We start from the raw sequence: 26,051 nt of genomic DNA, 5'->3' as shown, positions 1-26,051 counted from the left end.
GAGAAGGAGGCAGGGCCGTGGGGAATCCATCGCGTCTCTCGGACGCGCCGGGCTTGGAGAGGACGCCCGATAACGACGGCTCCCGGAAGGGAAGAGCGGCTCGCCTCATCGTGCTGGCGCTGCTGCTCGGCCTAGGCGCGGCCTTCGGCACGCTGCTGTCGCCGCAGCTGGCGATCCGCGCCGACCTGCTGCTGCGGGTCCAGCCGGAGGCGGCGCTGCTGGCGGACATCGACCGGACCGACATCGTCTATCGAGGCATGCGCTACTACGGCATCGACCGCGGCCGGGACCGGCAGACGGGCAACAGCTTGGGCGGATTTTATGTGAAAAAGGTCGGACCGCTTCATTTCGTTCAGGCATCCGGAGCCCCTTGATGCCCCAGCGGAGCTAAATTTAGGCATTTTCATGACAAAAAAGGATTTTATTCGACAAAAACTAACAACAAACGGAATGAAGGGCGATAAAGAAGGAAAAGACTCGAAATCGAGGTCCTATGCCTATTTATAACCAATTCCTATATCGGCTGATCGGCAATTACCTGATCGGCTCGGCGCTCGCCGTCGTCGGCGTCGGAGGCGCGATCATCAGCCTGAGCCTCGAGCTGCAGCCGGGCCAGCCGCTCGTCGTCGTCGTCATCCTGCTGTTGTCCATCGCTTGCATGCTGCTGTGCGAGGGAGCGGCCTTCCTGCGCCATGTGGCGCCGGTCCGGGCGCTGTACCGGATGGCCGAGCCGGACGCATCTGCGATACGCCAAGCCTATTTCCGCGTCCATCGCTTGCCCGCTCTGGCGGTGAGCCGCATCATGGGGCCGCATCTGCTCGGGTTCACGCTGCCGGCCCTGCTGCTGACGCTGGCCTGCCGGCCGCTCGGCTGGCTCGCCGTGCCGAACGGTTACCTCGTCATCGCGGCGCTCTCGTCGGCGCTCATCGCCTCGCTGCATGCGATGGTGGAATATTTCCTGACCGCCCAGGCGATCCGCCCGCTGCTGCTCGACATCAAGAGCTTCGCGGAGCCCGGAGCCGAGGAGCTGAGCCTGCGGGGCAAGGTGCTCGTCCCGATCCCGATCAAGTTCCAGGCGAGCATATTCGTCATCGGGGCGCTGCCGGTCATGATCTTCGTCCTGTCGACCCAAGTCCGCCTGTCCGTACGGGGCGAGTCCAGCGTCAGCTACTGGGCGTGGAGCGCGCTCGTGCTGCTCATAAGTCTCGGATTCGCCTCCTTCGCCGCCTGGCTGCTCGGCAAGAGCGTGCGCCAGCCGATCGAGGAGCTCTACACGATGATGCGGCTCGTGCGCAAGGGCAACCTGTCCGTCCGCGTGCCGGATCTGTACTCGGACGAGTTCTCGCGGCTCGTCGACGGATTCAATCATATGGTGCAGGGGCTCGGCGAGCGGGAGCGCATGAACGAGCAGCTGCTGCAAAGCTACTTCTCGACGCTCGCCGCGGCGCTGGACGCCCGCGATCCGTACACGGCCGGCCATTCCGAGCGGGTGGCCTCCTACGCGCTCATGATCGGCCGGGCCGAGGGCCTGTGCGGCGACCAGCTCGACGTGCTGAACAAGACGGCGCTGCTGCACGACATCGGCAAGATCGGCGTCCGCGACAGCGTGCTGCTCAAGGACGGCAACCTGACCGACGACGAGTTCGCTCAGATCAAGCTGCACACGGTCATGGGCGAGAACATCCTGCGCCAGGTGGAGCCGCAGGAAGCGATGGCGGCCTTCCTGCCGGGCGTGCGCTCCCATCACGAGCGCTACGACGGCACGGGCTACCCCGACGGCCTGCGCGGCGACGAGATCCCGCTCATGGGCCGGATCATCGCCGTCGCCGACGCCTATGACGCGATGACGTCGGACCGGCCGTACCGCAAGGGCATGCCGACCGCCAAGGCGCTGGAAATTCTGGAGGAGGGCCGCGGCACGCAGTGGGACCCGAAGTTCGCGCGCACGTTCATCCTGGCGATGGGGGGCTTGGAGCAGCCGGGGCAGGTGACGCTGCTGCCGCGACGTCCCGACGGCGCGAAGAACGAGGCCGAGCCGCCGCAAGCAGCGGACGGCGAGCGCAGCAAGAGTTCGTAGCCGCTCTTAGGGAGAAGGGAGCGGCGGGAGATGCGCTCCGCTCAGGCGGCTCGCGGGGCGCGAGTCCGGGCCTCTGCCTCTGCCGCGAAGCGCGGGCGATGCGGCCGGCCGCCGGCTGCTCGTCCATGGCATGCAAGTCCGGCCTAGCCGGGCAGCAGCATAGGCAGACAAGCAAGGGCTGTCCCGGCGCCGTCATCCTCAGGATGACGGCGCCGGGACAGCCCTTTTTGGCCTTCGCGGCCGAAAGTCGCGGAGGCCTGCTCCGGTCAGGCGACGGCTGGGAGGCTTCTCCCTCTTATACGACAGGCGCTGGACTTGCTGACAGGCAGTTGTCAGCAATGAGGGGTATAATAACAGAATTCGAGTCAGCGGAGGGTGGGGGGCGGAGATGCAGAGGACGGATAATTGCGATTCCCTGCCGCAGGAGGAGCCGGCGCAGGGCCGAGTCCCGGACAGCCTGAAGCTGCTGCGCTGGCCGGAGCGCTTCGAGGCGGCTGCGGCCTACATGGCCGCCCTGCCCGACAGGGAGCGGTACAGCCGCGAGGAGCTGCTGGCGGAGCCGCTGCTGCTGAGCCGCGAAGGGGCGCTCTCCATCTACTACGCCCCGCATAACGAGCTCGCCGCGCCGGATGCCCGACTCATCATCGCAGGCTTGACGCCGGGCTGGCGGCAGATGGAGATCTCGCTCCGCGCCATGCGCGCCTGCCTGGCGGCGGGAGCGCCCCCTGCCGAAGCCTGCCGGCAAGCTCGGCGGGAGGCTCGCTTCGCCGGCCCGATGCGGACCGATCTGCTCGGAATGTTGGGACGGCTCGGCTTGCCCGAAGCGCTCGATGCCGCTCTCGGCCGGCACGACGATTGGTCGCTGCTCGACCACCCCCTCGTCCACACGACCTCGGTGCTGCCGTGCCCGGTGTTCAGGGACGGGGCGAACTACAGCGGCCATCAGCCGCCGCTTCGGCGCAGCCCGCTGCTTTGGCAGACGGCCATGGGCCATCTGGAGGACGAGCTCTCGCGGCTGAAGCGGCCGGCGCTGCTGCTGCCGCTCGGCAAGGCTGCGGAGGACGCCGCATCCGAGCTGGTCCGCCGCGGCCTGCTGCCGGAGGAGCGGCTGCTGCGCGGATTCCCGCATCCGTCGGGGGCGAACGGACATCGGTTCGTTCAGTTCGAGCGGGCTTATCCGGAGCTGAAAGCCAAGCTGGACCGCTTCTTCGCCCACGAGAGCGGCGGTCCGGCATGAACCATCGAGGAGGAACGGAACATGCTGCCGCTAAGAGATCTGTATAACGAACGGATGCTGCTGGACGTCGGGGAGGCGCTGCGGGAGCTGCATCCGGCGTTCGACCCGCAAGGCTTCGCGGCGTCGGCGATGGAGGAGCCGTGGGAAAAAGCCTCGTTCAAGGAGCGGACCCGCCTCGCCGCGCTGGCGCTCGGCCGCTTCCTGCCGCCGTCGTTCCCGGAGGCGGCCGCGCTCGTCTGCGAGGCGGCGGAACGCTTCCGCGGACTGGAGTACATCCTCTTTCCCGACTTTGTCGAGCTGTTCGGCCTGGAGCACCGGGAGACGGCAATGGACGCGCTGGCCCGGCTGACCCGCCGCTCCACCTCGGAGTTCGCCGTGCGGGCCTTCCTGCTCGCCGACCCGGCCTGGGCGATGGAGCGCCTCGGCCGCTGGTCGCGCGATCCGGACGAGCATGTGCGCCGCCTCGCGACCGAAGGCTCCCGCCCGCGCCTGCCGTGGGGGCAGCGGCTGCCGATGTTCGTCCGCGACCCGGGGCCGACGCTCGCCTTGCTGGAGCCGCTGCTCGCCGACGAGAGCGAGTACGTCCGCCGCAGCGTCGCCAACCATCTCAACGACATCGCCAAGGACCATCCGGAGCGGGTGCTGGAGCTGGCGGAGCGGCATCTCGGACGGGATGCCGCCTCCGATTGGACGCTGCGCCACGCGAGCCGCACGCTGCTCAAGCAGGGGCATCCGCAGGCGTTGCGCCGCTTCGGCTTCGCGCCGGCCGCGCAGGTGTCGGCGCATGGGCTGCAGGTGCTCACGCCCGTCGTGCCGTTTGGCGGACGGCTGGAGTTCGCGTTCGAGATCCGAAACGAGGGCGAGCCGGTGCAGCTGCGGCTGGAATACGAGATCGGCTTCGTCAAGGCCAGCGGACGCCGCGCCGGCAAGCGCTTCAAGCTGTCCGAGCGGGTGTACCCGCACGGCTCGACGCCCGTCGTCCGCTCCCATGCGATCAAGCCGATTACGACGCGAAAGTATTACCCGGGATTGCAAAGTATTACGTTGTTGATCAACGGCGAGCCCCAGGGAGAGCTCGGCTTCGAGCTGACGATGGAGCCGGCCGCAGCCGGCGGCGAGGCAGCCGAAGGCTGACGGGCGGCTCGGGTCAGACCGCCGGCCCGGCCGCCGCTTCTACAGCGCGGGCGCGGATGCGCAGCGCCATGAGCGCGGCAAGCAAGCAGACGAAGCCGGCCGCGGCGAAGGAGATCGTATAGCTGCCGAACAGGCTGCGCAGCGCGCCGGCGGAATAGGCGGCGGCCGAGGCGCCGAGCTGATGGCTGACGAGAATCCAGCCGAAGATCATGCCGGCGCGCTGCTTGCCGAACGCTTCGCCCGTCAGCTTGACGGTCGGCGGGACGGTGGCGATCCAGTCGAGGCCGTAAAAAATGGAGAATAGCAGCAGATGCGCCGGGCTCGCCGTCAGCGCGTACGGCAGGTAGAGAAGCGACAGGCCGCGCAGCCCGTAGTACCAGAACAGCAGCTTGCGGCTGTCGAAGCGGTCGGTCAGCCAACCGGAGAGCGTCGTCCCGACGAGGTCGAACAAGCCCATCAGGGCGAGCAGTCCCGCCGCCGTCACAGCGAGCATGCCGGCATCGCCGCAGGCGGCGATGAGATGCGTGCCGATCAGGCCGTTGGTGGAAAAGCCGCAGAAGAAGAACGTGCCGGCCAGCAGCCAGAACACCGGCGTGCGGGAGGCGTCCCGCAGCGCCAGCAGCGGCTCGAGCAGGATCCGGCCTCGGAACGGCTCCGGCGCCTCGACCCGGTCCGCCCCGTAGGCGGGAAGTCCGGCTTGGGCGGGATGATCCTTGAGCAGCAGCAGCACGAGCAGCAGCACGGCTGCGAGCGCGCCGAGAGCGATCCAGACGGCGCTGCGCCAGCCGAACGTGTCCGTCGCCTGGGCCATGAGCGGCAGGAACAGCAGCTGGCCGGCCGCGGCGCTCGCGGTCAGCAGGCCGACGACGAGTCCGCGGCGCTTGACGAACCAGCGATTCGCGATCGTGACGCCAAGCACGCTCGCCAGCATGCCGCTCGCCGCTCCGGACAACACTCCCCACAGCAGGACGTATTGCCAGAGCGCCGTGATGAACGGCGCGAGCGCCAGGCTGAGCCCGAGCATGCCGAGCGAAGCCCCTACGACGCGGCGGATGCCGAAGCGCAGCAGCAGGGAGGCCGAGAACGGGCCGGACAGGCCGTACAGCAGGATGCCGAGAGAAATAACGGCGGATATATGGCCCCGGTTCCAGCCGAACTCCGCCTCGAGCGGCAGCAGGAACAGGCTGGACAGCGAGCGCACCCCGGCCGAGAGCAGCAGCACGGCAAAGGTGACGGCGAGCACGACCCAGGCGTAATGGAGCCGCGGACGGGAGACGGGCGTCTCGGGAAGCGGCGGCGTTGCGGCGCTCATCGGCCATGCTCCGATTGCGGCCGAGACGGACGCCGCAGCTCGGCCTGCAGCTCGGCGGAGGCGGCGGTCAGATCGTCGGACAGCGCGCGGGCCGCCTCGGGGCCGAGCAGCGCCTCATACTGCCCGCGCAGCCTTCGGGAAGCGGCATTCAGCTCCGGCACAAGGCGCAGTCCGGCATCCGTCGGATCGATCCGGACGCTCTTGCCTTCGCCGCGCCGACGGACGAGGCCTTGAAGCTCCAGCTTGTCGAGGAAGCGGGTCAGCGTGGACGGCGCGATCGCCAGCTTTTCGGCCAGCTCCTTCTGCGGGCTGCCGGGCGCGGCGGCGGCCAGCTTGACGACATAGGCGTACATCGGGCTCATGCCGGTCGGAGCGAACGCCTCCTCGGCCATGCGGGTGATCGCGCGGGCGATCCGGTTGGCGCTGAAGAACAGGCATTCGTCGAGAAACGCTTCTTGCGGGGGGCGCGGATCGGCGGGCATGGCGTTCTCTCCTCTTTTTCATTTGTATGTACAACTAAAAATAAGCCGGAATCGGCTTTGTTGTCAAGCATTTCCAAAATCGGTTCCTTCGCTGTCTGAGCCTAAGCCAGAGCTGGAGCCTGGGTCGGCGGAAGCGACAAAAAAGCGCGCCGGGGCGGCGCGCTGCGATGCAGGAATCTAATTGTGGGATGGGATGGACGGAGCCAGCTCCGCGCCGATCCGGCTCATGTCCTCGCGAATGTCGCGCAGCAGCTGGATCGACGCCTCGATCTCGACCTTGCGGGTGGAGACGCTCTCCACGCTGCAGCCGATCGGGATGCCCTTCTCGAGGCCGAAGCGGTACAGCTCGCGGAAGACTTGGCGAGACAGCTGCACCGACTTGTCGAGGATGTCGACGGAATGGATCAGCTCGTTCTCCAGCCATTTCGGGATGCTGATGCCGAGCCACTTCATGAACTCGAGCGTCTTGGCGGAGCCGCATGGAGCGAGGTTGAACAGGATCGGCGCCATCTCGGCTCCGCTCTCGCGGCTGGAGTAATAGTAGTCCGACAGGAAGCTCTTGGACGCCTCCACGTCGAAGGTCGCCTGCGAGACGAAGAAGCCGCAGCCGGCCTCCTGCTTGGCGCGCGCCCGCTCGTGCTCGTCGCCCTTGCTGCGGTGGCGCTCCGGGATGACGACGCCGCCGGGCAGCAGCCGCTCGTTGAGGATCCCGCTCATGCGGTACGCCTCGGGCAGCCGGATCTGCACCTGCTGGCGGCTGGAGGAGGCGCCGACGAAGACGGAGTAGCGCTGCTCGTCGCGTCCCCGCAGGATCCAGCTGGCGAGCTTGTCGGGCCCTTCGCAGGCGACGCAGTGGTAGATGATCGCCGGCACGCCGAGCTCCTGCTTGAGATACTGCTCGTAGTATTCGGTCGGATCCAGCGCCTTGAGAAACGGAAACGGCCGGTTCTCGTCGGTCCGCTCGGCCTCGTCCTGCACGTCGTACAGCACGAGGCCGTCGATGCCGGCTCCTCTCAGCCGCTCGATCTGCTTGTCCGCGATCTCGCGGATCTTTTCCGGCGGATGGCTGCTTTTCGGCGGCGTCATGCCATAGGTCAGAATGCCGCTTTCCTTGCGGAGCAGCTTGTCTTTCAGGGTCGAGCTCATAAGGGCCTCCTCGGGTGATAGTCCATCTTGCACGCTGACGCGCTGACGCGCCCTGCAGCTTTTCTCCTAGTGTACCACTTTGAATTCATCCGCTGTAGCGGTTTCGGCAAAAACGGCTATAGCGATCTGCGGGAGCTGGCTATCATCGGCGGTTATAGGCGGGGACCGGCCCAGGTTCCGGACCGGGCGCGCCCGGGAAGGCCCCGTCAACGACGGGAATACGAAAATCCCCATACGGAACGCAAAAATCCCCATCTGGAATGCAAAAATCCCCAACGGGAACGCGAAATTCCCCGATGGAAACGCGAAAATCCCCATCCGGAAGGATGGGGATCTGCTGCGGACGGAAGGCAGGGGAGCCGCCGTCCGTCCTGCGGCCGGCTTTCAGCCGGCCTTCGTCACTGCAAGAGCCATAGAGCCGGAGTCGTGGCCGGCTCCCAGCCGGTCAGCGACGTGTGCGCCTGACGGCAGGAGTACGTCTTGCCGCCGTACGTTACGAGATCGCCGATCTTGTAGGCGATGCCGGGAGCCCAGGCTTGCGCGCCCGGATTCGGGTTCGTCGTGCCGACGGCCGTCTTGCCGGTCACCGTGGCGGCGGCGCTGACGTTGCCGGCCGCGTCGACGGCGCGGACCGTGAACGTGTAGCTCGTGTCGGCGCTGAGGCCCGTCACGGTGTAATCCGTCGCGGAGCCGGACAGCGTGGCGATGAGCGTGGAGCCGTTGTAGACGCGGTAAGCCGTTACGCCGACATTGTCGGTGGAAGCCGTCCACATGATGGAGATGCTGCTTGAGGTCGTCGTGTGGACGTGGATGCCGCCCGGCACGCTAGGCGCTGTCGTGTCCGGCGTGGAGCCGGTGGACGTGGACACCGTCAGGGCGTTGCTGGCGGCGCTCGTGTTGCCTGCCGCATCGACGGCCTGCACCGTGAAGGTGTAGCTCGTGCCGGCCGTCAGGCCGGTCGCCGTATAGCTCGTGCCGGATACGGTCGCAAGCAGCGTCGAGCCGCGGAACACTTTGTAGCCCGTGACGCCGACGTTGTCGGAGGAGGAGGTCCAGGACAGGGCGACGCTGCTCGTCGTGATCGTACCTGCCGCCAGGCCCGTCGGAGCGGTAGGAGCGGTCGTGTCGACCGGAGGGTTCGTGCCGCCGCCGCCAATGTTCACGTCGATGGCGTTGTAGAACGCGTTGCCCGTGTCGGCGATTTCCCAGACGCCGAGGATGACATAGTAGCCGGTGCGGTCGGAAGGCACGCTGCACGTATGCGTGACGGTCGCTTCCGGCTGCTTGCCGTTGTCCTTGATGTTGCAGAACAGCTCCAGATCGGAGCGGGCGATCGTCTTGTTCGGATCCCAGCCCTTTTTGGTGATGTAGTATTTCCACTCGGAAGTGGCATGGCGGGCCGTCAGCTTCCAGGTGAACGTGTTGGAGCCGCTGTTGATGTTGACCTTGGACCAGCGGGTCGAGCTCTGCTCGTTCAACTGCGGGAACGCGCTGCCGGCGCCGGTGATCTGGCCGTCGGCCGGTCCGCCGGTCGGGAAGTTGCCCTTGGCTTCCAGGCTCTGAGGCTCGTACACGATGTTGCCGCAGTTCGTGTTCGTGCCGGTGGAGCACAGCTTGGCGCGGCCGGCGGGCGAATCGATGTAGCCGTGCGCGGATGCGCTTCCAGCGAACACCTTGGTACAGACGATGGCCAGCGCCATCAGGGCGAAGGCGGCGAGCACCTTCAGGACAAGCGAGCGGCTTTCGGTCAAGCGTAACGTCATTATTCATGCCTCCTGGTTCGAAATGGAATGATGATGCCAACGTGAATCTTCAGCCTGAGCGATCGATTGCGGTCAGCGATGCGGCCGGACAAGCCTCCTTTGCGGAAGAGTAGGGAAGCGGGACCGAGCGTGTGCCTCCCTTTGATCCCAATGTAAGGGAAATACCGGTAAAACAATAGGGGGAATTTTCCTGGCGGCAGGGGGAGAATAGTGTGTAAACGGAACGAAACGGACAAAAAAACACGACATCGGAAAAGATGTCGTGTTCATTCAAACGAATCTACTGGTCTTGCAGACGGCGCAGCGTGTCGCGGATCTGCTCCAGATGGCGCGCCTCGTGCAGCGGCACGAGCTCGACCCACTGCGCCGCGCTCATCGGGCCGAACAGCGGATGCTCGAAGCCGCGCGTCTCCATGCGCTCCGTCCCGTAATCGGCGGCAATCGCCTCCAGCAGCCGACGGCGGACGTCGGCGAGCGCCTGCTCCGCCTCCGCTGCCGTATGGATGCGCCCGGCGGGCTGCACATGGGCCGGCGCGTCCACGAGCCGGGAGCGGTCCTTCACCAGCTCCAGCGGCGCGCGGCGCAGATCGCTGCGCTCCGGCCCGGCCAGCGCGGCCGACAGCCCTTGGGCGACCGCGCCTTCGAGCGCGGCCAGATGCTCCAAGTTCTCCAGCACCGACCAGCCCCCGCCCGGACGCGGCGCCTCCAGCGTCTCCAGCGGCAAGCCGCGCACCTCCTCCAGCAGCTCCAACCTCGTCATTTCCAATCGGTTCAGCACCAGCTCGCTCATCTCTCTCTTCCTCTCTGCGCCGAGGGTCAGCCCTCGGACGGCTCTTGATGGGGAGGCTCGACATCGAATTCCGGAAGCGCCCAAACGGACACGCTGCCGCCCTGCACCGGGAACTCGGCGAAGCCGTCCTCGCCGATGACGACGCGCTCGGCGCGGGTATTGGTCAGATCGACCCATACCTCGTTCGCGCGCTCCTCGCCGACGAACATGCGCTTCGCGCAGTCATCGGCGTTGCAGACGACGACCGCGCAGCCGGAGCGCTCGATGTCCGGCACGCCGCGGCGCACCCAGCCGATGACGTTCGGATCGTCGAGGTAGTCGTCCTGATCTCCGTAGGCGCGGTGGCAGCGGGCCCACAGGAGCGGGTCGATCGCCGCTTTTTTGCCCTCGATCGGCTTCTCGCCTCCGATGCCGTAATAATCGCCGTAGAAGACGACCGGATAGCCGTCGAGGCGCAGCAGGATGAGGGCGTAGGCACTCTGCTTGAACCAGTCGGCGACCCAGGACTCCAGCGCCTCGCCCGGCTGGGTGTCGTGGTTGTCGACGAGCGTGACCGCATGCTGGGGCCGCTCGCGCACGAGCGCGCCGTCGAAGATCGTCCGCAGGTCGAAGTCGCGTCCGCCCTCCGAGGCTTCCTTGAGGCGGTAATGGAGCGGCGCGTCGAACAGGTCGAGCTCATGGTCGGCGGCGTCCAGATAGGCGAGGCAGTCCTCCGTGATGCTGTTCCAGAACTCGCCGACGATGTAGAACGGGCCGTCGGCCGTTTCCTTCGCCGCGCGGCAGAAGTCGCGGACGAACGTGTGGTCGATATGCTTGATCGCATCGAGGCGGAAGCCGTCGACGCCGGTCTCGCGCACGAGCCACTTGCCCCAGGAGATCATTTCCTTGCGCACCTCGGGGTTGTTGTAGTCGATGTTGGCGAACATCAGGTAGTCGTAGTTGCCGAACTGGTCGTCGACGTTCTCGTTCCACTGCTTGTTCTCGCCCAAGATGCGGTAGACGCCCGTCTCGTCGCGCTTGGCGTCGAAGTCAGTGCCGTTGAAGTGGGTGTAATTCCACTTGAACGCGGAATGGGCGTCCCCCCGCCCGGGGAAGGTGAACTTCGTCCAGCCCTCGATGCTGCGCGGGTCGGAAATCTCCTCCTGGCGGTTCTCGCCGTCGACCTCGACTACCTTGAACCTCTCCTTCTCGTCCGCGCCGGCCTTATGGTTCATGACCAGATCGGCGTAGACGGCGATGCCCTGCTCGCGGCAGGCGGCGATCGCCTCCAGCAGCTCGTCCTTAGTGCCGTACTTCGTGCGCTGCGCGCCTTTTTGGTCGAACTCGCCCAGATCGTAGACGTCGTAGACGCTGTAGCCGTTGTCCTCGGGGGAGGTGGCTTTGGTCGCAGGCGGAATCCAGACGGCGTCGATGCCGGCGTCCTTCAGCTCCCCGGCCCGCTCCTTGAGGCGCTGCCAGTGCTTGCCGTCTGCCGGCACATGCCACTCGAAAAATTGCATCATCGTATGATTGCGTTCCATCTGGATCGGATCACCCTTCGAACTTTTTACCGATCCATTACCCCGCACCGCGGATGCGTCAATCAGGACGGCCGCATGGGCCGGCCCGCCACAGCTCCGTCAGCGGTCCGCCGCGGCCAAACACCGGGTCGCTCTGCGGGATCGGCACGAGCCGGATCTCCTCCAGGTCGCGTTGCCGCTCGTCCGGCTTGCCTGTCCTCATGTTGTAGTCCATGCCTCCGGGATACCCGCCCGCGATGAGGAAGTCCGCCGTCGCGGACAGGCGTCTGTGCCCGGTGCCGGCCGGCAGCACGAGCACGTCGCCCGCCCGCGCCTCGATGCTGCGTCCGCCGTCGCCGCCGAGCTGGAGACGGGCGCTGCCGCGCACGACGCCGAGCGCCTCGTGGGCATCGCTATGGTAATGGTGATAGGGGTAGACGCCGTTCTCCCAGGTGTTGCCCCAGCCGGCGGCCTCGAAAAGAGCCGTCATCCGAGCCGGCTCGTTGACCGCTCCCGGATAATAAAGCACCGGCAGGAACGGATGGTTGGGCATCGTTCCGTCGTCCTTGAACCGGAAAGTCTGCACGCCGCCGGGGGCGGCTTTGTCGCGTTTCGTCATCGTCTGCCGCCTCGCTTTTCGAATCGGTTGTCTCTTTAGATTACCCCTTCTCACCCTGTCCGCAACCCCGCCCGGAGCTTCGCTAGCTGCGGCGAGGCCCGATTGAGGGCGATCCGCGCGATTCAGGTCCCCCTGCCGGGAGGTAAGAGAAGGCAATACGACTATTCCAAGTGAAGCAGGCGAAAGGGAGGCGGCGGAAATGAAGGAGCGGGACGAAGGCGTGCAGGAGCAGACAGGAGGCTTGGCGCCGGCAGAGGCAGAGGCGGTCAGGGAAGAGGCGGCGGCCGCTTACGCGTCCTCCTTCGAGGCGGAGCCGGCCTCCATCGAGTCCGGAAAGGCGGACGGCGGGGCCTTTGCCGAAGGATACAGGCCGGTTGCCGTCCGAAGCAAGGGGGCTTCTCTGGGTCAGGAGCCGGATTCCGGTCCGTCATCCGTATCCAGAGAAGGCCGGATCGAAGCGCTGCTGCCGTCCGGCTCCGCCTGGGAGCGCGAGTGGCGGCGGGCGGCCGAGGCCCAGTACGACCAGCATATGGGCGAGATCGGCCGGGAGCTCGATCAGGATATTCTGATCGCCCTCGTCGGCGACGTCAACGCCGGCAAATCGTCGACGCTCAACCGCATCGTCGGCGAGCCGGTCGCCGGCGTCGGCGCGGAGCCGGGAGAGACGGCGGCGATCAAGCCGTATTTGTTCAAGGACCGGATCTTCTTCGTCGACACGCCGGGGCTGAACGACGTGCGGCTGGAGAACTCGCAGCTGACGATGGACTATTACCGCAAGGCGGACATCATCCTGTTCTTCCTCAATGCGGCCGGCACGGTGTACTCCGAGGCGGAGAAGCGCAGCTTCGAGGCGATCCGCGACGCCAACGCCAACATCGTCGTCGTGCTCAACAAGATCGACGCCGCCGACGAGGTGGAGCGGATCGTCGAGCGCGTCCGGGCGGAGACGGGCGGCCGCTTCGACATCGTGCCGGTCTCCTCGCGGACGGGAGAGAACATCGACCGGCTGCGGGCGACGATTTTGGAGCTGCTGCGAAAAAAGTCCAAGGATCTGCTTTTCGCCCGGAACCTCAAGGAAAAGTCGGCGACGGCCAATAAGTGGATCCTCGGAGCGGCCGCCTCCGCCGGAGCGATCGGCGCCGCGCCGATTCCCGGCGCGGACATCGTGCCGATCACGGCCGTGCAGATCGGCCTGCTGACGCGGCTCGCCGTGCTGTACGGACGGCCGATCAGCAAGGAGACGGCGCGCGAGCTCGTGCTGGCGACCGTCGTCGGCAACATCGGCAAGAGCGTGTTCCGGCAGGTGGTCAAGCTGTTCCCGGGCGCAGGCTCGATCGCCGGGGCGTCCGTCGCGGGAGCGATGACGCTCGCGCTCGGCTACGCGGTCAAGTATGCGTACGAGCATGACATGGAGATCAGCACGGCGACGGTGACGAAGCTGTACGGCATGTTCCGCAAGCAGCAGGGAGCGGCCGGGACGGCCGGGACCTGAGCCGGCCTGCGCCGCGGCGGGTTCAAAAGGCGGCGCGTCGGGGAAAGCTTGAAGCAGCGGAGGCGGAAAGGCGAAGGGAGGGGAAGGTCATGTCGAAGCCGAACGAGGAGAAGGACAAAGCGATCCGCGAGCAGGAGGAGCCCGAAGGCGGGCGCGAGGTGCCGGCGGAAATCGTCGAGCAGCAGGACGACCCGGAGCCGGAGGGCGGCAAGGCCAGCGGCCAGCCGGGACTGGGCGGATAGGAGCAGGCAAAAGGAAAGAGGCCGGGCGCGGCGCCGATGATCGGCATCGCGCCCGGCCTCTTTGCCCTGCGTTGGGGGGAGCCGACGCATCCGGCGGGCCAGGGGAGGGGCGGATGCGGGGCTTCAGCCGCCGAGCCGCTGTCCTTTGTGGCGGGAGGAGGAGTCGCCGCGCAGCAGGGAGACGAGCCGGGCGCGCTCCTTTTTGAGCTGCCAGGCGGCGTTCCACAGGCTGCTGCGGATGGAGCCGCTCTCCTCCTCGCGCAGCTGCAGGTAGATGCCCTCCATTTGACGGGAGATCTCCTCGAGATCCAGCTGCAGCTGGAGGCGCCGCTCCTCCTGCTCCTCGAGCTCGCGCAGGGCGTCGCCGTGGCGCAGCTCCTGAAGGATCGACTCCCGCCAAGCCTCGTCGCCGATCGAGGAAGCATAATTGAGCAGATCCAGCCAATCGTTCGTCCATCTGGCTTGCCTGGCGTTGCGGTCCATCCCTACCACTCCCGTCCTGTTTTTAATTCCTTATATACCCACTATTATACTAGGATATAAAAAACCTGCAATGCCTTCCGCTTTGAATCTTATTCGGAAGCGAAGGCTCGCATGACGGATGAACGGCTTTCAGACGCGAGCGCGTCTTGCCGCGGCGAGCGGACCCGCCGCTGCGCCGCCCGCAGCGGGCGATTACACCGCGCCGGCGGATACGACGCGGTTGCGGCCCTGCTCCTTGGCCTGGTAGAGCGCCTGATCGGCGCGCCGGTACATCTCCAGATAGTCCGGAATCCGTCCGGCAGGCGAGGCCGCGGCGCCGAAGCTCGCGCGGATGCCGATCTCGCGGCCGTCGGGCAGCGCGAGCCGCGCCTCCTCGGCGGCGGCTCGCAGCTGCTCGGCGAAGCGGATCGCTCCCTCCTCGTCCCAGCCCGGCAGCAGCAGGACGAATTCCTCGCCTCCGTAGCGGGCGAACAGCATCTCCGGCTCGAGCCGCTCCCGGACGATCGAGGCGGCGCCTTGCAGGGCGATGTCCCCGGCCTCGTGGCCGTACGTGTCGTTGATGCCCTTGAAGTGGTCGAGGTCGAACAGCAGCAGCGAGCAGGGCCGCTTGGCGCGGACGCAGCCGGCCAGCGCCTCGGCCGACAGGGAGAGGAAGGCGCCGCGGTTGAGGATGCCGGTCAGCGAGTCGAGCGAGGCCAGGCGGTGCAGCTCCTCCTGCAGCCGCCGGCGCTCGGTCGTGTCGCGCAGCACGAGCAGATGGCCGCCGATGCGTCCGGCTCCGCGCTGCACGGGAGCGGAGTACACTTCGAAGTGCAGCGCGGAGGCGCCTTCGCCGCGCGAGAACGGAATCGCTTCTCCGGCCGTCGCCAGCGCCGCATGGAACGCCGCGGACGCCTCCGCAGGCAGCTCCAGATCGTGGAGGCTGCGGCCGACGGCGGCCTTTTCCAGCTCGGGCAGATGCAGTCGGGCCGAACGGTTCGTATCGAGCAGCCGCCAATCGGCATCCATGACGAGCACGCCCTCGCCCATGCTCTCCATGACGCTGTCCCGCGCGAGCGGCACGATCGTGATGAGGTCCGCGCGCAGGAACGCCCAGGCGTACAAGGCGCTCGTCAGGCAGAGCACGATCGGCACGGGATCGACGCCATGCGGGCTCAAGCCGAGCAGATAAGCGAGGGAAGAGGCGACCGGCACGGCGATGCCGACGGCGACGGCCGCCAGCTGCGGCTTGAAGCCGCGGGAGGGCTGGGCGAGCCGGATCAGCACGAGCACGAGGCTGAGCATGAGCGTGCCCGACGTGAAGCTGCCATGCACGATGTACCATTGCCCCATGTCGAATTCGAGGCTGCGCACGCCCCCGACCTCCTCGAAGCGCATCGCCCGATAGAACAGGGAATGGTAGGAGCTCGTCGCGACGAGCAGAAAGCTGACGGCCGGGATGACGAACAGCAGCCGCTTGCCCCAGCGCGGCAGCAGGTCGGGCTTGCCGATCAGCTCCAGCGCCATCAGCAGCGTGAGCGGAGCGGCGAACGGCATGCCCGCGTATTGGACGGCGGTCCAGAACAGGACGCCGGAGAGCGTATCGGAAGCCTTTTCGAAGGCGGCGCCGAACGTGTAGAGGACGAAGGAGCCGCAGAGCAGCAAGTAGATTAGCCGCAGCGACACCATGCCGCGGATGAACAAGGCGTAGATCGCGATCAGGAGGTTGAGCACGCCGCTCAGCCCGGACAGCACGATATAGACGGCGGTGAACGCAGGCATCGCATGACATCCTTGTCGTAATTTGGTCGTATCTTCAGGGTAGCATAGCGAATCGGGATTAGAAATGGAAAGTTGCGGCGGTCTGTGTCGAGCGGTTGAACGGGCGCAGAACGCGAAAAGGCGTCCCCTGGGGGGGACGCCTTGAACAGGGATGGCGGCCGGGCTGGACCAGGGAGCGCCGGGAGTACCGGCAGTCTGGCGGTCAGCCCAGGCAGTTCGGCGGCCAGCCCCAGGAGGACCGGCACCGGCAGGCTGGCGGCCAGCCCCGCGAGCACCGGCAGTCCGGCGCTCCGGCCGCCGCCTACAGGCGCGGCACGGCCGCGTCCGGCTTCGCGAAGGCGAGCAGCGTCTCGTTGAACCTGGCCGGCTCGTCGAACAGCATCGCATGCCCGCTTTCCTCGAACCGATGCAGCTCGGCATGGGGCACGAGCTCATGCGCGCGCTCGGCCAGCTCCGGCGGACAGATCTTGTCCTTCATGCCCTGCAGCAGCGCGGTCGGCACGGTGATCGCCGGCAGATCCTGGCGCAGGTCCTCGTCGCGCAGCGATTCCATCGCCCGCACCGTGCCGTGCGCGGACGACTCGAGGCAGATCGAGCCCATCCACTGGGCGAACGGCGGCGAGGGCGTCTTGGCCGCGAACAGCTTGCCGAACGCCTCGACCATCGCCGGACGGTCCTTGTGCGCATCGTCGAGCATCTTGTCGACCTGCTGCGCGGGCGTGCCGTCCGCGAAGCCGCTCGTCTGCGTGAAGCGCGGCACGGCGGCGCCGGCGAGCATCAGGCGGGCGGCGCCATGCTCATGATGGCGGTGCATGTAGCGCGCGGCGATCGCGCCGCCCATCGAGAAGCCGACGAGCGTGAACCGCTCGAGGCCGAGCGCGTCGACGACCGCCCGCACGTCGTCGGCCATGCGGTCGTAGCCGTAGCCCTCCCACGGCGCGTCGGACTTGCCGAAGCCGCGGAAGTCGATGCCGACGAACCGCAGCCCGTGGCGCGGCAGCAGCATCGCCTGGTACTCGAACATGCGCGAGCTGGCCGGCCAGCCGTGCAGGAAGACGACCGGGTCCCCCTGTCCGACGTCCTCGACGTTCAGCTTGACGCCCGGCTCGACTTCAATCCTTTTTCCCATTTCTCTCATCCTCCTCGGTCTGGTCCGCTTCGATCCACGGCCTTGTCCTCCCCTCTTACCCCTGTCCCCCTTCGTCGACGCGCCGGGAGCGGCATGCTACAATGAAAGGCAAACGAATGTTCGGAGGCGGCGGGATGGAAGAGCGGGAAAAGGAAGGAGGGGCGGAGCTGGCCGAGGGCCGGCTGCGCATCGCCGTGCGGGCGCTGGCGGAGTACGCCTGCCGCAGCGGCAGCATCGAGTACGGCTTCCGCAGCTCGGCCGCGCTCGCCGAAGGGACCCGCATCCACAAGGAGGTCCAGGCGGCGTACGGCGAGCAGGACGAGCGGGAGCTGTTCCTGCGGGAGGAGCTGGAGCATGCGGGCGTGTCCTGGACGGTCGAGGGGCGCTGCGACGGCCTGCTGCGGGAGGGCGGCACGGAGACGATCGACGAGATCAAGTCCGTCTCGCGGCCGCTGGCGGACATTCCGGGAGACGGCTGGCCGGTCCACTGGGCGCAGGCGACGGGCTATGCCGCGATCTATGCGGAGCGGGAGGACCGGGCGGAGATGCGCGTGCAGCTCACCTATGTGCAAAAGGACACCGGAGCCGCGGTCCGCTTCGCGCGCGTCTGCTCGCGCGCCGAGCTGCGGGCCTCGCTGCTCGGGCTGCTGGAGGCGTACGCGCCGTACGCCCGCATGCTGGCGGAGCACCGCCGGCGGCGGGACGCCAGCCTCGCGGCGCTGGACTTTCCGTTCGGCGCCTTCCGGCCGGGGCAGCGCAAGCTGTCCGCCGCCGTCTACCGCACGCTCGAGACGCGCGGCGGGCTGTTCGCCAAGGCGCCGACGGGCATCGGCAAGACGATGAGCGTGCTCTGGCCGGCGGTGCGGGCGCTCGGCGAGCCCGCGGACGGCGCGGGCGGGGGCAAAGGCGGCGGCGCGGGCGTCTCGCGCCTGTTCTACCTGACGGCGCGCACGACGACCCGCGCGGCCGCCGAGGACGCGCTGCGGCGCATGGAGGCGCAAGGGCTCGTGCTGCATGCGGTGACGCTCACCGCCAAGGAGAAGATCTGCCCGCAGGAGGAAGTGCGCTGCGACGGGGCGGAATGCCCTTTTGCGGACGGCTACTTCGACCGGATCAACGGCGCGGTGCTCGACCTGCTCGGCAGCGAGACGCTCGTCACGCGCGAGACGGTGGAGCGGTACGCGCTCAAGCATCGCGTCTGCCCGTTCGAGTTCTCGCTCGACGCCGCCTACGCGGCGGACGCGGTCATCGGCGACTACAACTACGTGTTCGATCCCAAAGTGTCGCTCAAGCGGCTGCTGGCGGAGCAGGCGCGCCGCAGCGCGCTGCTCGTCGACGAGGCGCATAACCTGCCGGACCGCGCCCGCTCGATGTACTCCGCCGCGCTGGAGAAGGATCCGTTCCTCGCGCTGCAGCGCGAGCTGAAGGCATCCGCGCCCGCGCTCGCCGCCGCCGCGAAGGCCGTGAACGCCGCGTTCATCGCGCTGCGTAAGGAGATGGACGCTGGAGGCGGGGGCGCGGCAGGGCTGCGGCCGGCCGGCGGCGGCGCGTTCGCCGCGGACGAGGCGCCGGCGGAGCTGCTGGCCGCGGCGCGCGGCTTCCTCGAGGCGGCGGCCGAGACGCTGGCCGCCGGAGGAGCGCCGGCCGCCGGCGTGCCGAGCGGCGAAGCGCCGGCGGGCGCGGCGGACCCGGCGGCGGGCGATGCCGGCCCGGCCGGGCGCTCCGGCGAGGCGACGCTCCGGCAGGAGGCGCGCGCGCCGGCGGACGGGCAGCAGCGGCTGCTCGACGCCTACTATGCGGCCAAGGCGTTCGTCGCGGCCGGCGAATGGTTCGACGAGCGGTTCGCGCTCGTCCTGGAGCGCCAGCGCGGCTCGTCGGTCAAGGCGACGCTCCAATGCCTCGACCCGTCCGCGCTGCTGCGCCAGACCGGCCGCCAATACGGCGGGCGGGTGTTCTTTTCGGCGACGCTGTCGCCGCTGCCTTTTTATATGGATCAGCTGGGCGCCGAGGAGGAGGACCGCTCGCTGACGCTGCCGTCGCCGTTCGACCCGGCGCAGCTGGAGGTGCGGGTGCTGCCGCTGTCGACGAGGTACGCCGACCGCGCGCATACGCTGCAGCCGCTCGCCCGCGCCCTCGCGGACGCCGCGCTGGAGAAGGGCGGGCATTGGCTGGCCTTCTTCCCGTCCTATGCGTACATGAATGCTGCCTACGGGCAGCTGCGCGCGGAGCTCGGCGGAGAGCGGGAGCAGGCGGACGCGCGGCCGGAGTCCGGTCCGCCGGACGAGCCTGGCCGTCGGGACTGGAGCGGCGAAGCCCCGTCGGCTGCGCCGGACGGGCCAGGCCGCCGTGAACGGGACGGCGAAGGCTCGCCGGCCCCGGCGGCCGGCGCAGGAGGCGCCGGCGAGCCGGATGCTCCCGGCGGGGAGCGGGCGTTTCCGCTGCCGGACGGCCGGGAGCTGCGGCTGCAGCTCCAACGGCCGTCGATGACGGACGAGGACCGGGACCGGTTCCTGGCCGCCTATGCCGAGCCTCCGGGCGAGGACGGGCCGATCCGGCTCGGCTTCGCCGTCATGGGCGGCATCTTCTCCGAGGGCGTCGATCTGGCGGGCGACCGGCTGACCGGCGTCGCCGTCATCGGCGTCGGCCTGCCCCAGCTCGGGCCGGAGCGCGACCTGCTGGCCGCCTACGAGCAGCGCCAGGGCCGCAGCGGCTTCGACTACGCCTACGTCTATCCCGGCATCGGCAAGGTGCTGCAGGCCGGCGGGCGCCTCATCCGCAGCGAGTCGGACCGCGGCACGCTGCTGCTCGTCGACGACCGCTACGCCCAGCCCCGCTATCGGCGGCTGCTGCCGGAAGAGTGGCTGGCGGCGGAGCCGCGTTGATTGTCCCTCCATAGCCTCGGTCCGCTTCGGCGGACGGGGGCTATTGCTTTTGGGCCCGATTGCCGAATGCCGCCATGCTCGCCAGCCTCCTCCGCCTATCCAGAGCGACGATGTGCGAGGACGGATCCCCGTTCTGTCCGTACGGCCCGGCCGCATAGAAATAAAGGACAAGACCATGACGAAGAATGATTGAAAAATTATACCGATGGGTTAATATTAGTAGACGGGCTCTGTCCCTTTCCAGGCCTTGAGCCGGGCTCGGCCAACGAAACGAAGGAAGCAGGTGGGGGAAGTGGGGAAACGAATCAAGGCGGCCGTCGTCGGCGCCGGTCCGGGAGGCTTGGCCGCCGCGATGCTGCTGGCGGCTCGCGGCCACGAAGTGACGCTGCTGGAGAAGCAGGCCTACGTCGGCGGGCGGACCTCGGCGCTTCGCATCGGCGCTTACACATTCGACCGAGGACCGACGTTCCTGATGATGCTGCCGGTGCTGGAGGAGCTGTTCGAGCGGGCCGGCCGCGACGTGAGGGACTACCTGGAGCTGAAGCGGGTCGATCCGCTCTATACGCTGAAGTTCGGCGAGATCGAATTCTCTCCCGGAGGCAGCCACGAGGAGACGGCCCGCCGGGTGGAGGAGCTGTTCCCGGGCAACGGCGAGCGCTATCTCCGCTTCATGAGCCGGGAGCGGGACAAGCTGAGCCGCGTGCTGCCGCTGCTGAAGCGGCCGTTCGGCTCGGCCCGCAGCTATTTCGCGTCCGACGTGCTGCGGGCTCTGCCCAAGCTGGATGCCGCGGACACCGTACATAAGCGGCTCTCGCGCTATTTCACCGACGAGCGGCTGCGCTGGGCATTTTCGTTCCAGTCCAAATACCTCGGCATGTCGCCGTGGGAATGCCCCGGCACGTTCACGATGCTGAGCTTCCTCGAGCATGAATACGGCCTCTACCATCCGATCGGCGGACTGAACCGCATCAGCGAGGCGATGGCGGACGTCGCCCGCGAGCACGGCGCCGCCATCCGCGTCGGCGAGGGCGCGCGCCGCGTGCTGACGGACGGCAGGCGCGCCGTCGGCGTCGAGCTGGAGAGCGGGGAGCGGCTGGACGCCGACGCGATCGTCATCGGCGCGGACTTCGGCCATGCGATGACGACTTTATTCGAGCCCGGCACGCTGAAGTCCTACACGCCCGCCAGGCTGGAGAAAAAAAAGCTGTCCTTATCCACCTTCATGCTCTACCTCGGCATCGGGGCGGAGCTGCCGACGCTGCCTCATCACAAGATCGTCTTTGCGTCCGACTACCGGCGCAACGTCGACGACATGACGAAACGGATGACGCTGTCGGACGATCCCTCCCTCTACATCCATCATCCGTCGCGGCTCGACCCGACGCTGGCTCCTCCGGGAAAGTCGGCGCTCTACCTGCTGATGCCCGTCCCCAACAACCGCTCCGGGCTCGACTGGCGCGAGGAGGCGCCGCGGGTGCGCGCCGCGATGCTGGAGCGGCTGGCGGCGGAATGCGGCCTCCCCGGCGCGGCCGCCGTCGAGGCGCTCATCGAGGAGGAGCGGATGTATACGCCGGAGGACTGGGAAAAGCAGTCGTACGTCTATCGAGGCGCGACGTTCAACCTCGCGCACAGCCTGGACCAGATGATGCATCTGCGGCCCCGCAACCGCTTCGAGGAGCTGGAGGGCTGCTATCTCGTCGGCGGAGGGACGCATCCCGGCAGCGGGCTGCCGACGATCATCCAGTCGGCGATCATCAGCGCGCAGCTGCTGGAGGAGGAGCAGCGGGAGCGGTCCGGGCGAAGCGGCGGAGCCGGACGCGGCCGCTGGAGCGGCTGGAGGCCAGGACGACGCGGCGGAGCGGCTGGAGCCGCCGGTCCCCCGGCAGCGGGCGGCTCGGAGACTCGCGGAGCGCGCGGTGCTGCTGCCGCTCCGCCGGAGGTCCGCTCATGAAGGCCGCGATCATCGGCGCCGGCGTAGGCGGCCTCGTGACGGCGCTGCTGCTGCGGCGGCAAGGGCTGGAGGTGGACGTTTACGAGAAGGAGGCCCGCGTCGGAGGGCGGCTCGGCTACGAGGAGGACGGCACCGGCCGGTTCCGCATCGACCAGGGGCCGACGATCGTGCTGCTGCCGGACCTGCTCCGCGACATTCTGGCGGAGGCCGGCGTGCCGCCGGAGGACATCGAGCTGGAGCGCATCGACCCGCTGTACGACTTCTACTACCCGGACGACTCGCGCTGGACGAAGTGGCAGGACGCCGGGCAGCAGGAGCGCGTGCTGGAGGCGGCCTATCCCGGAGGGGCGGAGGATTTCCGGCGGTACATGCGGGACATGGAGGGGCTGTTCGACTACGGCTTCGAGGCGTTCCTCTCGCGTACGTTCCCCGGAGCGCGCTCGTTCCTGACGCCGGCCAACCTGCGCTTCCTCTATCGCTCGCGCGCCTGGCGCGGGATGCATCCTTGGACGTCGGCCTATTTCCGCGACGAGCGCATCCGCGAGGCCTACTCGCTGCAGTCGCTCTACATCGGCGGCTCGCCGCTGCAGGCGCCGGCGCTGTACGGGCTCATCCCCTACAGCGAGCACAAGCACGGCATCTGGTATGTCCGGGGCGGATACGGCCGGCTGGCCGAGGCGCTGGAGCGGGCCTGCCGCCGCTCCGGCGTGCAGATCCGCCTGTCGACGCCGGTGGAGCGCGTGCGGGTGCGGGACGGGCGCTGCGAGGGACTGTCCGCCGGCGGCGAGGAGCAGGCGTACGACGCCGTCGTCTACAACGGCGACTACCCCGCCCTGGCGGGACTGCTGGACGGCTGGCGCAGCCGGCCGAAGCGCTGGATTCCTTCCTCCGGCTGCCTGCTCGTCTATCTCGGGCTCGAACGGCGCTGGGAGGAGGCGGGAGTCCACCAGTTCTTCCTGTCGGACCGGCATCTCGACCATATGAAGGATGTGTTCGGCCGCGGACGCATCAGCCGGACGCCTTCCTTCTACGCGTTCAACCCGGTCGCGGCGGATGACGGAGCGGCTCGTCCGGGAGAAAGCGTGCTCTATTTCCTCATCCCGGTGCCCGCGGACGAGCGGCTGGACTGGGACGGGGCGGGAGTGGAGCTGGTCGACCGCGTGCTGGAGCGCGCCGAGGCGCTGCGCTTTCCCGGGCTCCGGGAGGCGATCCGCTGGCGGAGCGTACGCACGCCGCGGGACGCCGCCCGGTCCGGCCTGTACCGCGGCGGCAGCTTCGGCATCGCGCCGGTGCTGAGCCAGTCCGGCGGCTTCCGGCCGCAGGTGAAGCCGCTCCCGGTCGAGCGGCTGTACGCGGTCGGAGCGTCGGTCCATCCGGGAGGAGGCATTCCGATCGTCATGCAGGGAGCCCGCCTGCTCGGGCGAATCATCGCAAAGGAGTTGGGGACATGAACAACGGCACGACAGGACTGGATGCCGCCCTCGCCGCGGAGTGCGAGGCGGTCATGAAGCGAAGCTCGGCCAGCTTTTACGAGGCGTTCCGGCTGCTGTCCTCCCCTCGTCGGGAGGCGGTATTCGTGCTTTACGCCTTTTGCCGGATGATCGACGACAGCGTGGACGAGCCCGATACGAGCCCGTACACGCTGGATGAGCTGGAGGAGCGCTTCGAGCGGCTGGAAAGCGCGGAGGGGCACTTCATCTGGCCGGCGCTGCGCTGGCTGCTGGCGAGCTTCCCGATCGGCAAGGAGCCGTTCCGCACGCAGATGGGCGGACAGCGGATGGATCAGGTCCGCACGCATTACCGCAGCATGGAGGAGCTGGAGGATTACTGCTACCGCGTCGCGGGCTCGGTCGGCGAGATGCTGCTGCCGGTGCTGCATGAGCGGCCGGGAGCGGCGATCACCGAGGCGGGCGTGTGGCTGGGCAAAGGCATGCAGATCGTCAACATCATGCGCGATGTCGGCGAGGACCAGCGGCTCGGCCGGCGCTACGTGCCGCTCGAGCTGATGGAGCGCTGCGGCTACAGCGAGGAGCAGTTCGAGCGGGGCGTCGTCAACGAGGCGTTCCTCCGCGTGCTGGAGGAGCTCGCCTCCGTCGCCGCGGAATGGTTCCGCCGAGGACTGGAAGGCATCCACACGTATCCGGCGGACAGCGCCTTCTCGATCCGCCTGGCAGCCGCCTATTACGGCGAGATCGTGGAGGCGGTGCGGGCGATCGGCGGCGAGGTGTTCACGCGGCGGGCCTATGTCGATGACGAGGGGCGGAAGCGGCTGCTGCGCGCGGTGCTGCAGGGCATGGCGGCGGCCGAGACGGCGCGCGGCGGCGAGCGGAGCCCCGAGGTCGAGGCCGGTCGAGGCGCCGGCGGCCTGGACGGGGACGAGGCCGAGCCGTCCCGGGTGGCGCTGTGAGCCGCAGCGGCGAGGCGGGGCAGGATCAGGCCGAAGCGGCTTCCTCGCCGCCGGGCGCAGCATCCCCGCTGCGGCTCGCCGAGCTCCCGCCGCCGGTCGCCCCGGCCGCTGCGCGGCGGCCCGGTCCGCCGCTGCTCGCCCGCATCGGCCTCGGCGGCTTGCCGCTGACCGCGTTTTTCCTCGTCTGGTATGCGGTCGGCTTCGTGCTGCAGGTGTTCGCGGAGGTGCCGCCCGCGCTGTCGTTCGCGAGCGGCGTCTTCCTCGTCCTGTACGCGCTCAGCGGGCTCGAGCTGCTCGCGGTCCGTACCGGCTGGCGGCGCCTGGCGGTCCCGGCGCTGCTCATCGCCGCCGGCACGTTCGCCGTCGAGTGGGTCGGCACGCATACGGGCTTCCCGTTCGGCGAGTATGTCTACACCGACGAGCTCGGCCGCATGCTGTCCGGCGTGCCGTGGACGATGGGGCTGGCCTGGATCGGCGTCATCGCGGGAGGCGCGCTGCTGTCCGGGCGGACGAGCCGGACGCGGCGGGCGCTGGAGACGGGCCTGTGGGTCGTGCTGCTCGACCTCGTGCTCGATCCGGTCGCCGAGGCGCGCGGCTTCTGGGACTGGGCCGGCGGAGGCTTCTACTACGGCATCCCGACCGCCAACTTCGTCAGCTGGTTCATCGTCGGCGCGCTGCTCAGCCTGCTGCTGCCGGCCGTCTCCTGCGGCGCGCGCGAGCGGCGGCTGGCGCTGCGGCTGTACCAGCTCATGCTGCTGCTGTTCGGCCTGCTGGCGCTGCGCGCCGGACTGACCGCCGCGTTTGTCCTCTCCCTCTTTTGGATCGCGCTCGCCGAAGGGAGGGTCCGCCTTGATTCCCGCCGCCAAGAGCGTTCCGTTTAGACGGCTGTTCGCGCTCTACCAGAGCCTCTATCTGTTCCCCCGGCATCTGCACGGCGTCTATCTGTGGGGCGAGCTGGAGCCGGAGGCGGGCGCGGCCGCTGGCGCGGGTGGCGTCGGCAAGCTGCCGGTCGTGTATGCCGCCAACCATGTGTCCTGGTGGGACGGGCTTGTCCTGTTCCAGCTGACGGAGCGGCTGACGCAGTCGGATCCGTACATCCTGATGGATGAAAAAGGCTTGAGAGAATACCCGTTCTTCCGCCGCCTCGGGGCGTTCTCGGTGAACCGGGACCAGCCCCGCGACGCGCTCGCCTCGCTCGCCTACGCGGAGACCAAGCTGCGCGCCGGGCATCCGCTGTGGATCTTCCCGCAGGGCGCGATCACGCCGCCGGATCGGCCGATCGAGGCGCTCGGCGGCATCGGGCATCTGCTGCGGCGGCTCGGCCCGGCCGAGCTGCGTCCGGTGACGCTGCATTATGCGCTCGGCGACCACCAGAAGCCGGCGGCGACCGTCATGGCCGGCGAGCCGATCCGGCGTGATTGGTCCGCGCTGAGCCGGGACGAGGCGGCGGCGCTCGTCGCCGGGCTGCTGCAGCGCCAGCTGGAGGTCCATCGCCGGGAGCTGACGGATCGGCCGCTTCCGGACGGCGGGCGCTTCCGGCTCGCGCTGCGGGGAGGGCAATCCACCTCGGACCGCTATCGCGGGTGGAAGGAGGGATGGCGGAGATGGAAGCCGTTTTCGCGCTCGTAGCCGCAGCGCTTTTGCT

22 protein-coding genes are annotated in these 26,051 nt (G+C 68.3%); 12 read left to right on the top strand and 10 right to left on the bottom strand.

The window, feature by feature from the left end; translation table 11 throughout:
- The first annotated feature begins 17 nt into the window (after positions 1 to 17).
- The 4 genes from GE073_RS23715 (at position 18) to GE073_RS23700 (ending at position 4,448) form a co-directional block, all read left to right on the top strand.
- Positions 18 to 374, top strand: coding sequence for a hypothetical protein (locus GE073_RS23715; RefSeq protein WP_028598853.1), 357 nt, complete (start codon positions 18 to 20; stop codon positions 372 to 374).
- 119 nt (positions 375 to 493) lie between these two features.
- Positions 494 to 2,077: an HD-GYP domain-containing protein gene (locus GE073_RS23710; protein ID WP_084137209.1), complete on the top strand. Its 1,584-nt coding sequence runs from the start codon at positions 494 to 496 to the stop codon at positions 2,075 to 2,077.
- Positions 2,078 to 2,465: 388 nt separating this feature from the next.
- On the top strand, positions 2,466 to 3,314 hold the full coding sequence (locus tag GE073_RS23705; protein WP_101807564.1) for a hypothetical protein: 849 nt from the start codon (positions 2,466 to 2,468) through the stop codon (positions 3,312 to 3,314).
- Between the two features lie 21 nt (positions 3,315 to 3,335).
- The gene (locus GE073_RS23700; protein ID WP_153784522.1) at positions 3,336 to 4,448 is read left to right on the top strand and encodes a DNA alkylation repair protein; all 1,113 of its coding nucleotides are present in this window, start codon (positions 3,336 to 3,338) and stop codon (positions 4,446 to 4,448) included.
- Between the two features lie 13 nt (positions 4,449 to 4,461).
- Here the strand turns inward: GE073_RS23700 and GE073_RS23695 are convergent, their stop codons facing one another.
- The 7 genes from GE073_RS23695 to GE073_RS23665 form a co-directional block, all read right to left on the bottom strand.
- Positions 4,462 to 5,760: an MFS transporter gene (locus GE073_RS23695; RefSeq protein WP_153784521.1), complete on the bottom strand. Its 1,299-nt coding sequence runs from the start codon at positions 5,758 to 5,760 to the stop codon at positions 4,462 to 4,464.
- The gene (locus tag GE073_RS23690) at positions 5,757 to 6,242 is read right to left on the bottom strand and encodes a MarR family winged helix-turn-helix transcriptional regulator (RefSeq protein ID WP_153784520.1); all 486 of its coding nucleotides are present in this window, start codon (positions 6,240 to 6,242) and stop codon (positions 5,757 to 5,759) included. The genes GE073_RS23695 and GE073_RS23690 overlap by 4 nt, the downstream gene beginning before the upstream one ends.
- A 177-nt stretch (positions 6,243 to 6,419) precedes the next feature.
- Positions 6,420 to 7,388, bottom strand: coding sequence for a methylenetetrahydrofolate reductase (locus GE073_RS23685; RefSeq protein ID WP_153784519.1), 969 nt, complete (start codon positions 7,386 to 7,388; stop codon positions 6,420 to 6,422).
- A 398-nt stretch (positions 7,389 to 7,786) separates the two neighbouring features.
- The gene (locus GE073_RS23680; RefSeq protein ID WP_153784518.1) at positions 7,787 to 9,151 is read right to left on the bottom strand and encodes a lytic polysaccharide monooxygenase; all 1,365 of its coding nucleotides are present in this window, start codon (positions 9,149 to 9,151) and stop codon (positions 7,787 to 7,789) included.
- 280 nt (positions 9,152 to 9,431) lie between these two features.
- On the bottom strand, positions 9,432 to 9,941 hold the full coding sequence (locus GE073_RS23675; protein ID WP_194843473.1) for a DinB family protein: 510 nt from the start codon (positions 9,939 to 9,941) through the stop codon (positions 9,432 to 9,434).
- Between the two features lie 26 nt (positions 9,942 to 9,967).
- The gene (locus GE073_RS23670; RefSeq protein ID WP_153784516.1) at positions 9,968 to 11,461 is read right to left on the bottom strand and encodes an alpha-amylase; all 1,494 of its coding nucleotides are present in this window, start codon (positions 11,459 to 11,461) and stop codon (positions 9,968 to 9,970) included.
- A gap of 58 nt (positions 11,462 to 11,519) precedes the next feature.
- Positions 11,520 to 12,059: a cupin domain-containing protein gene (locus tag GE073_RS23665; protein WP_043111304.1), complete on the bottom strand. Its 540-nt coding sequence runs from the start codon at positions 12,057 to 12,059 to the stop codon at positions 11,520 to 11,522.
- A 199-nt stretch (positions 12,060 to 12,258) separates the two neighbouring features.
- Between GE073_RS23665 and GE073_RS23660 the strand changes: the two genes are divergently transcribed.
- The gene (locus GE073_RS23660) at positions 12,259 to 13,551 is read left to right on the top strand and encodes a GTPase (protein ID WP_084137212.1); all 1,293 of its coding nucleotides are present in this window, start codon (positions 12,259 to 12,261) and stop codon (positions 13,549 to 13,551) included.
- Positions 13,552 to 13,640: 89 nt separating this feature from the next.
- Positions 13,641 to 13,793 carry a hypothetical protein gene (locus tag GE073_RS23655; RefSeq protein ID WP_153784515.1) on the top strand — a complete coding sequence of 51 codons (153 nt, stop codon included), beginning with the start codon at positions 13,641 to 13,643 and terminating at the stop codon, positions 13,791 to 13,793.
- A 123-nt stretch (positions 13,794 to 13,916) separates the two neighbouring features.
- On the opposite strand, the gene GE073_RS23650 is transcribed toward GE073_RS23655, so the two are convergent.
- The 3 genes from GE073_RS23650 to GE073_RS23640 form a co-directional block, all read right to left on the bottom strand.
- The gene (locus GE073_RS23650) at positions 13,917 to 14,276 is read right to left on the bottom strand and encodes a hypothetical protein (RefSeq protein ID WP_052333216.1); all 360 of its coding nucleotides are present in this window, start codon (positions 14,274 to 14,276) and stop codon (positions 13,917 to 13,919) included.
- Between the two features lie 192 nt (positions 14,277 to 14,468).
- Complete coding sequence (locus tag GE073_RS23645; protein WP_153784514.1) at positions 14,469 to 16,037, bottom strand: histidine kinase N-terminal 7TM domain-containing diguanylate cyclase; 1,569 nt, start codon at positions 16,035 to 16,037, stop codon at positions 14,469 to 14,471.
- 301 nt (positions 16,038 to 16,338) lie between these two features.
- Positions 16,339 to 17,166 (bottom strand): alpha/beta fold hydrolase, encoded by an 828-nt coding sequence (locus GE073_RS23640; RefSeq protein ID WP_028598860.1) that lies wholly within the window; start codon positions 17,164 to 17,166, stop codon positions 16,339 to 16,341.
- A 101-nt stretch (positions 17,167 to 17,267) separates the two neighbouring features.
- Between GE073_RS23640 and GE073_RS25190 the strand changes: the two genes are divergently transcribed.
- The 6 genes from GE073_RS25190 to GE073_RS23610 all read left to right on the top strand — a co-directional run bounded on the left by GE073_RS25190 (position 17,268) and on the right by GE073_RS23610 (position 26,035).
- Entirely contained in the window at positions 17,268 to 20,048 is a 2,781-nt protein-coding gene (locus GE073_RS25190; RefSeq protein ID WP_194843472.1) for a helicase C-terminal domain-containing protein, read from the top strand.
- A gap of 292 nt (positions 20,049 to 20,340) precedes the next feature.
- Positions 20,341 to 21,999 (top strand): phytoene desaturase family protein, encoded by a 1,659-nt coding sequence (locus GE073_RS23630; protein WP_153784513.1) that lies wholly within the window; start codon positions 20,341 to 20,343, stop codon positions 21,997 to 21,999.
- Complete coding sequence (locus tag GE073_RS23625) at positions 21,996 to 23,450, top strand: phytoene desaturase family protein (protein WP_153784512.1); 1,455 nt, start codon at positions 21,996 to 21,998, stop codon at positions 23,448 to 23,450. The genes GE073_RS23630 and GE073_RS23625 overlap by 4 nt, the downstream gene beginning before the upstream one ends.
- A complete protein-coding gene (locus GE073_RS23620) occupies positions 23,447 to 24,406 on the top strand; it encodes a phytoene/squalene synthase family protein (protein WP_153784511.1) in 960 nt (319 codons plus the stop codon). Before GE073_RS23625 ends, GE073_RS23620 begins: the two co-directional genes overlap by 4 nt.
- Positions 24,403 to 25,287, top strand: a complete 885-nt coding sequence (locus GE073_RS23615) for a carotenoid biosynthesis protein (protein ID WP_228551757.1) — start codon at positions 24,403 to 24,405, stop codon at positions 25,285 to 25,287. The genes GE073_RS23620 and GE073_RS23615 overlap by 4 nt, the downstream gene beginning before the upstream one ends.
- Complete coding sequence (locus GE073_RS23610) at positions 25,256 to 26,035, top strand: lysophospholipid acyltransferase family protein (RefSeq protein ID WP_194843471.1); 780 nt, start codon at positions 25,256 to 25,258, stop codon at positions 26,033 to 26,035. Before GE073_RS23615 ends, GE073_RS23610 begins: the two co-directional genes overlap by 32 nt.
- Positions 26,036 to 26,051 lie beyond the last annotated feature (16 nt).

The organism is Paenibacillus sp. B01 (genome assembly GCF_009649995.1).
In the GTDB taxonomy this organism is placed as follows: domain Bacteria; phylum Bacillota; class Bacilli; order Paenibacillales; family Paenibacillaceae; genus Paenibacillus_O; species Paenibacillus_O pasadenensis.
This window is presented reverse-complemented; position numbering and strand designations above follow the sequence as displayed.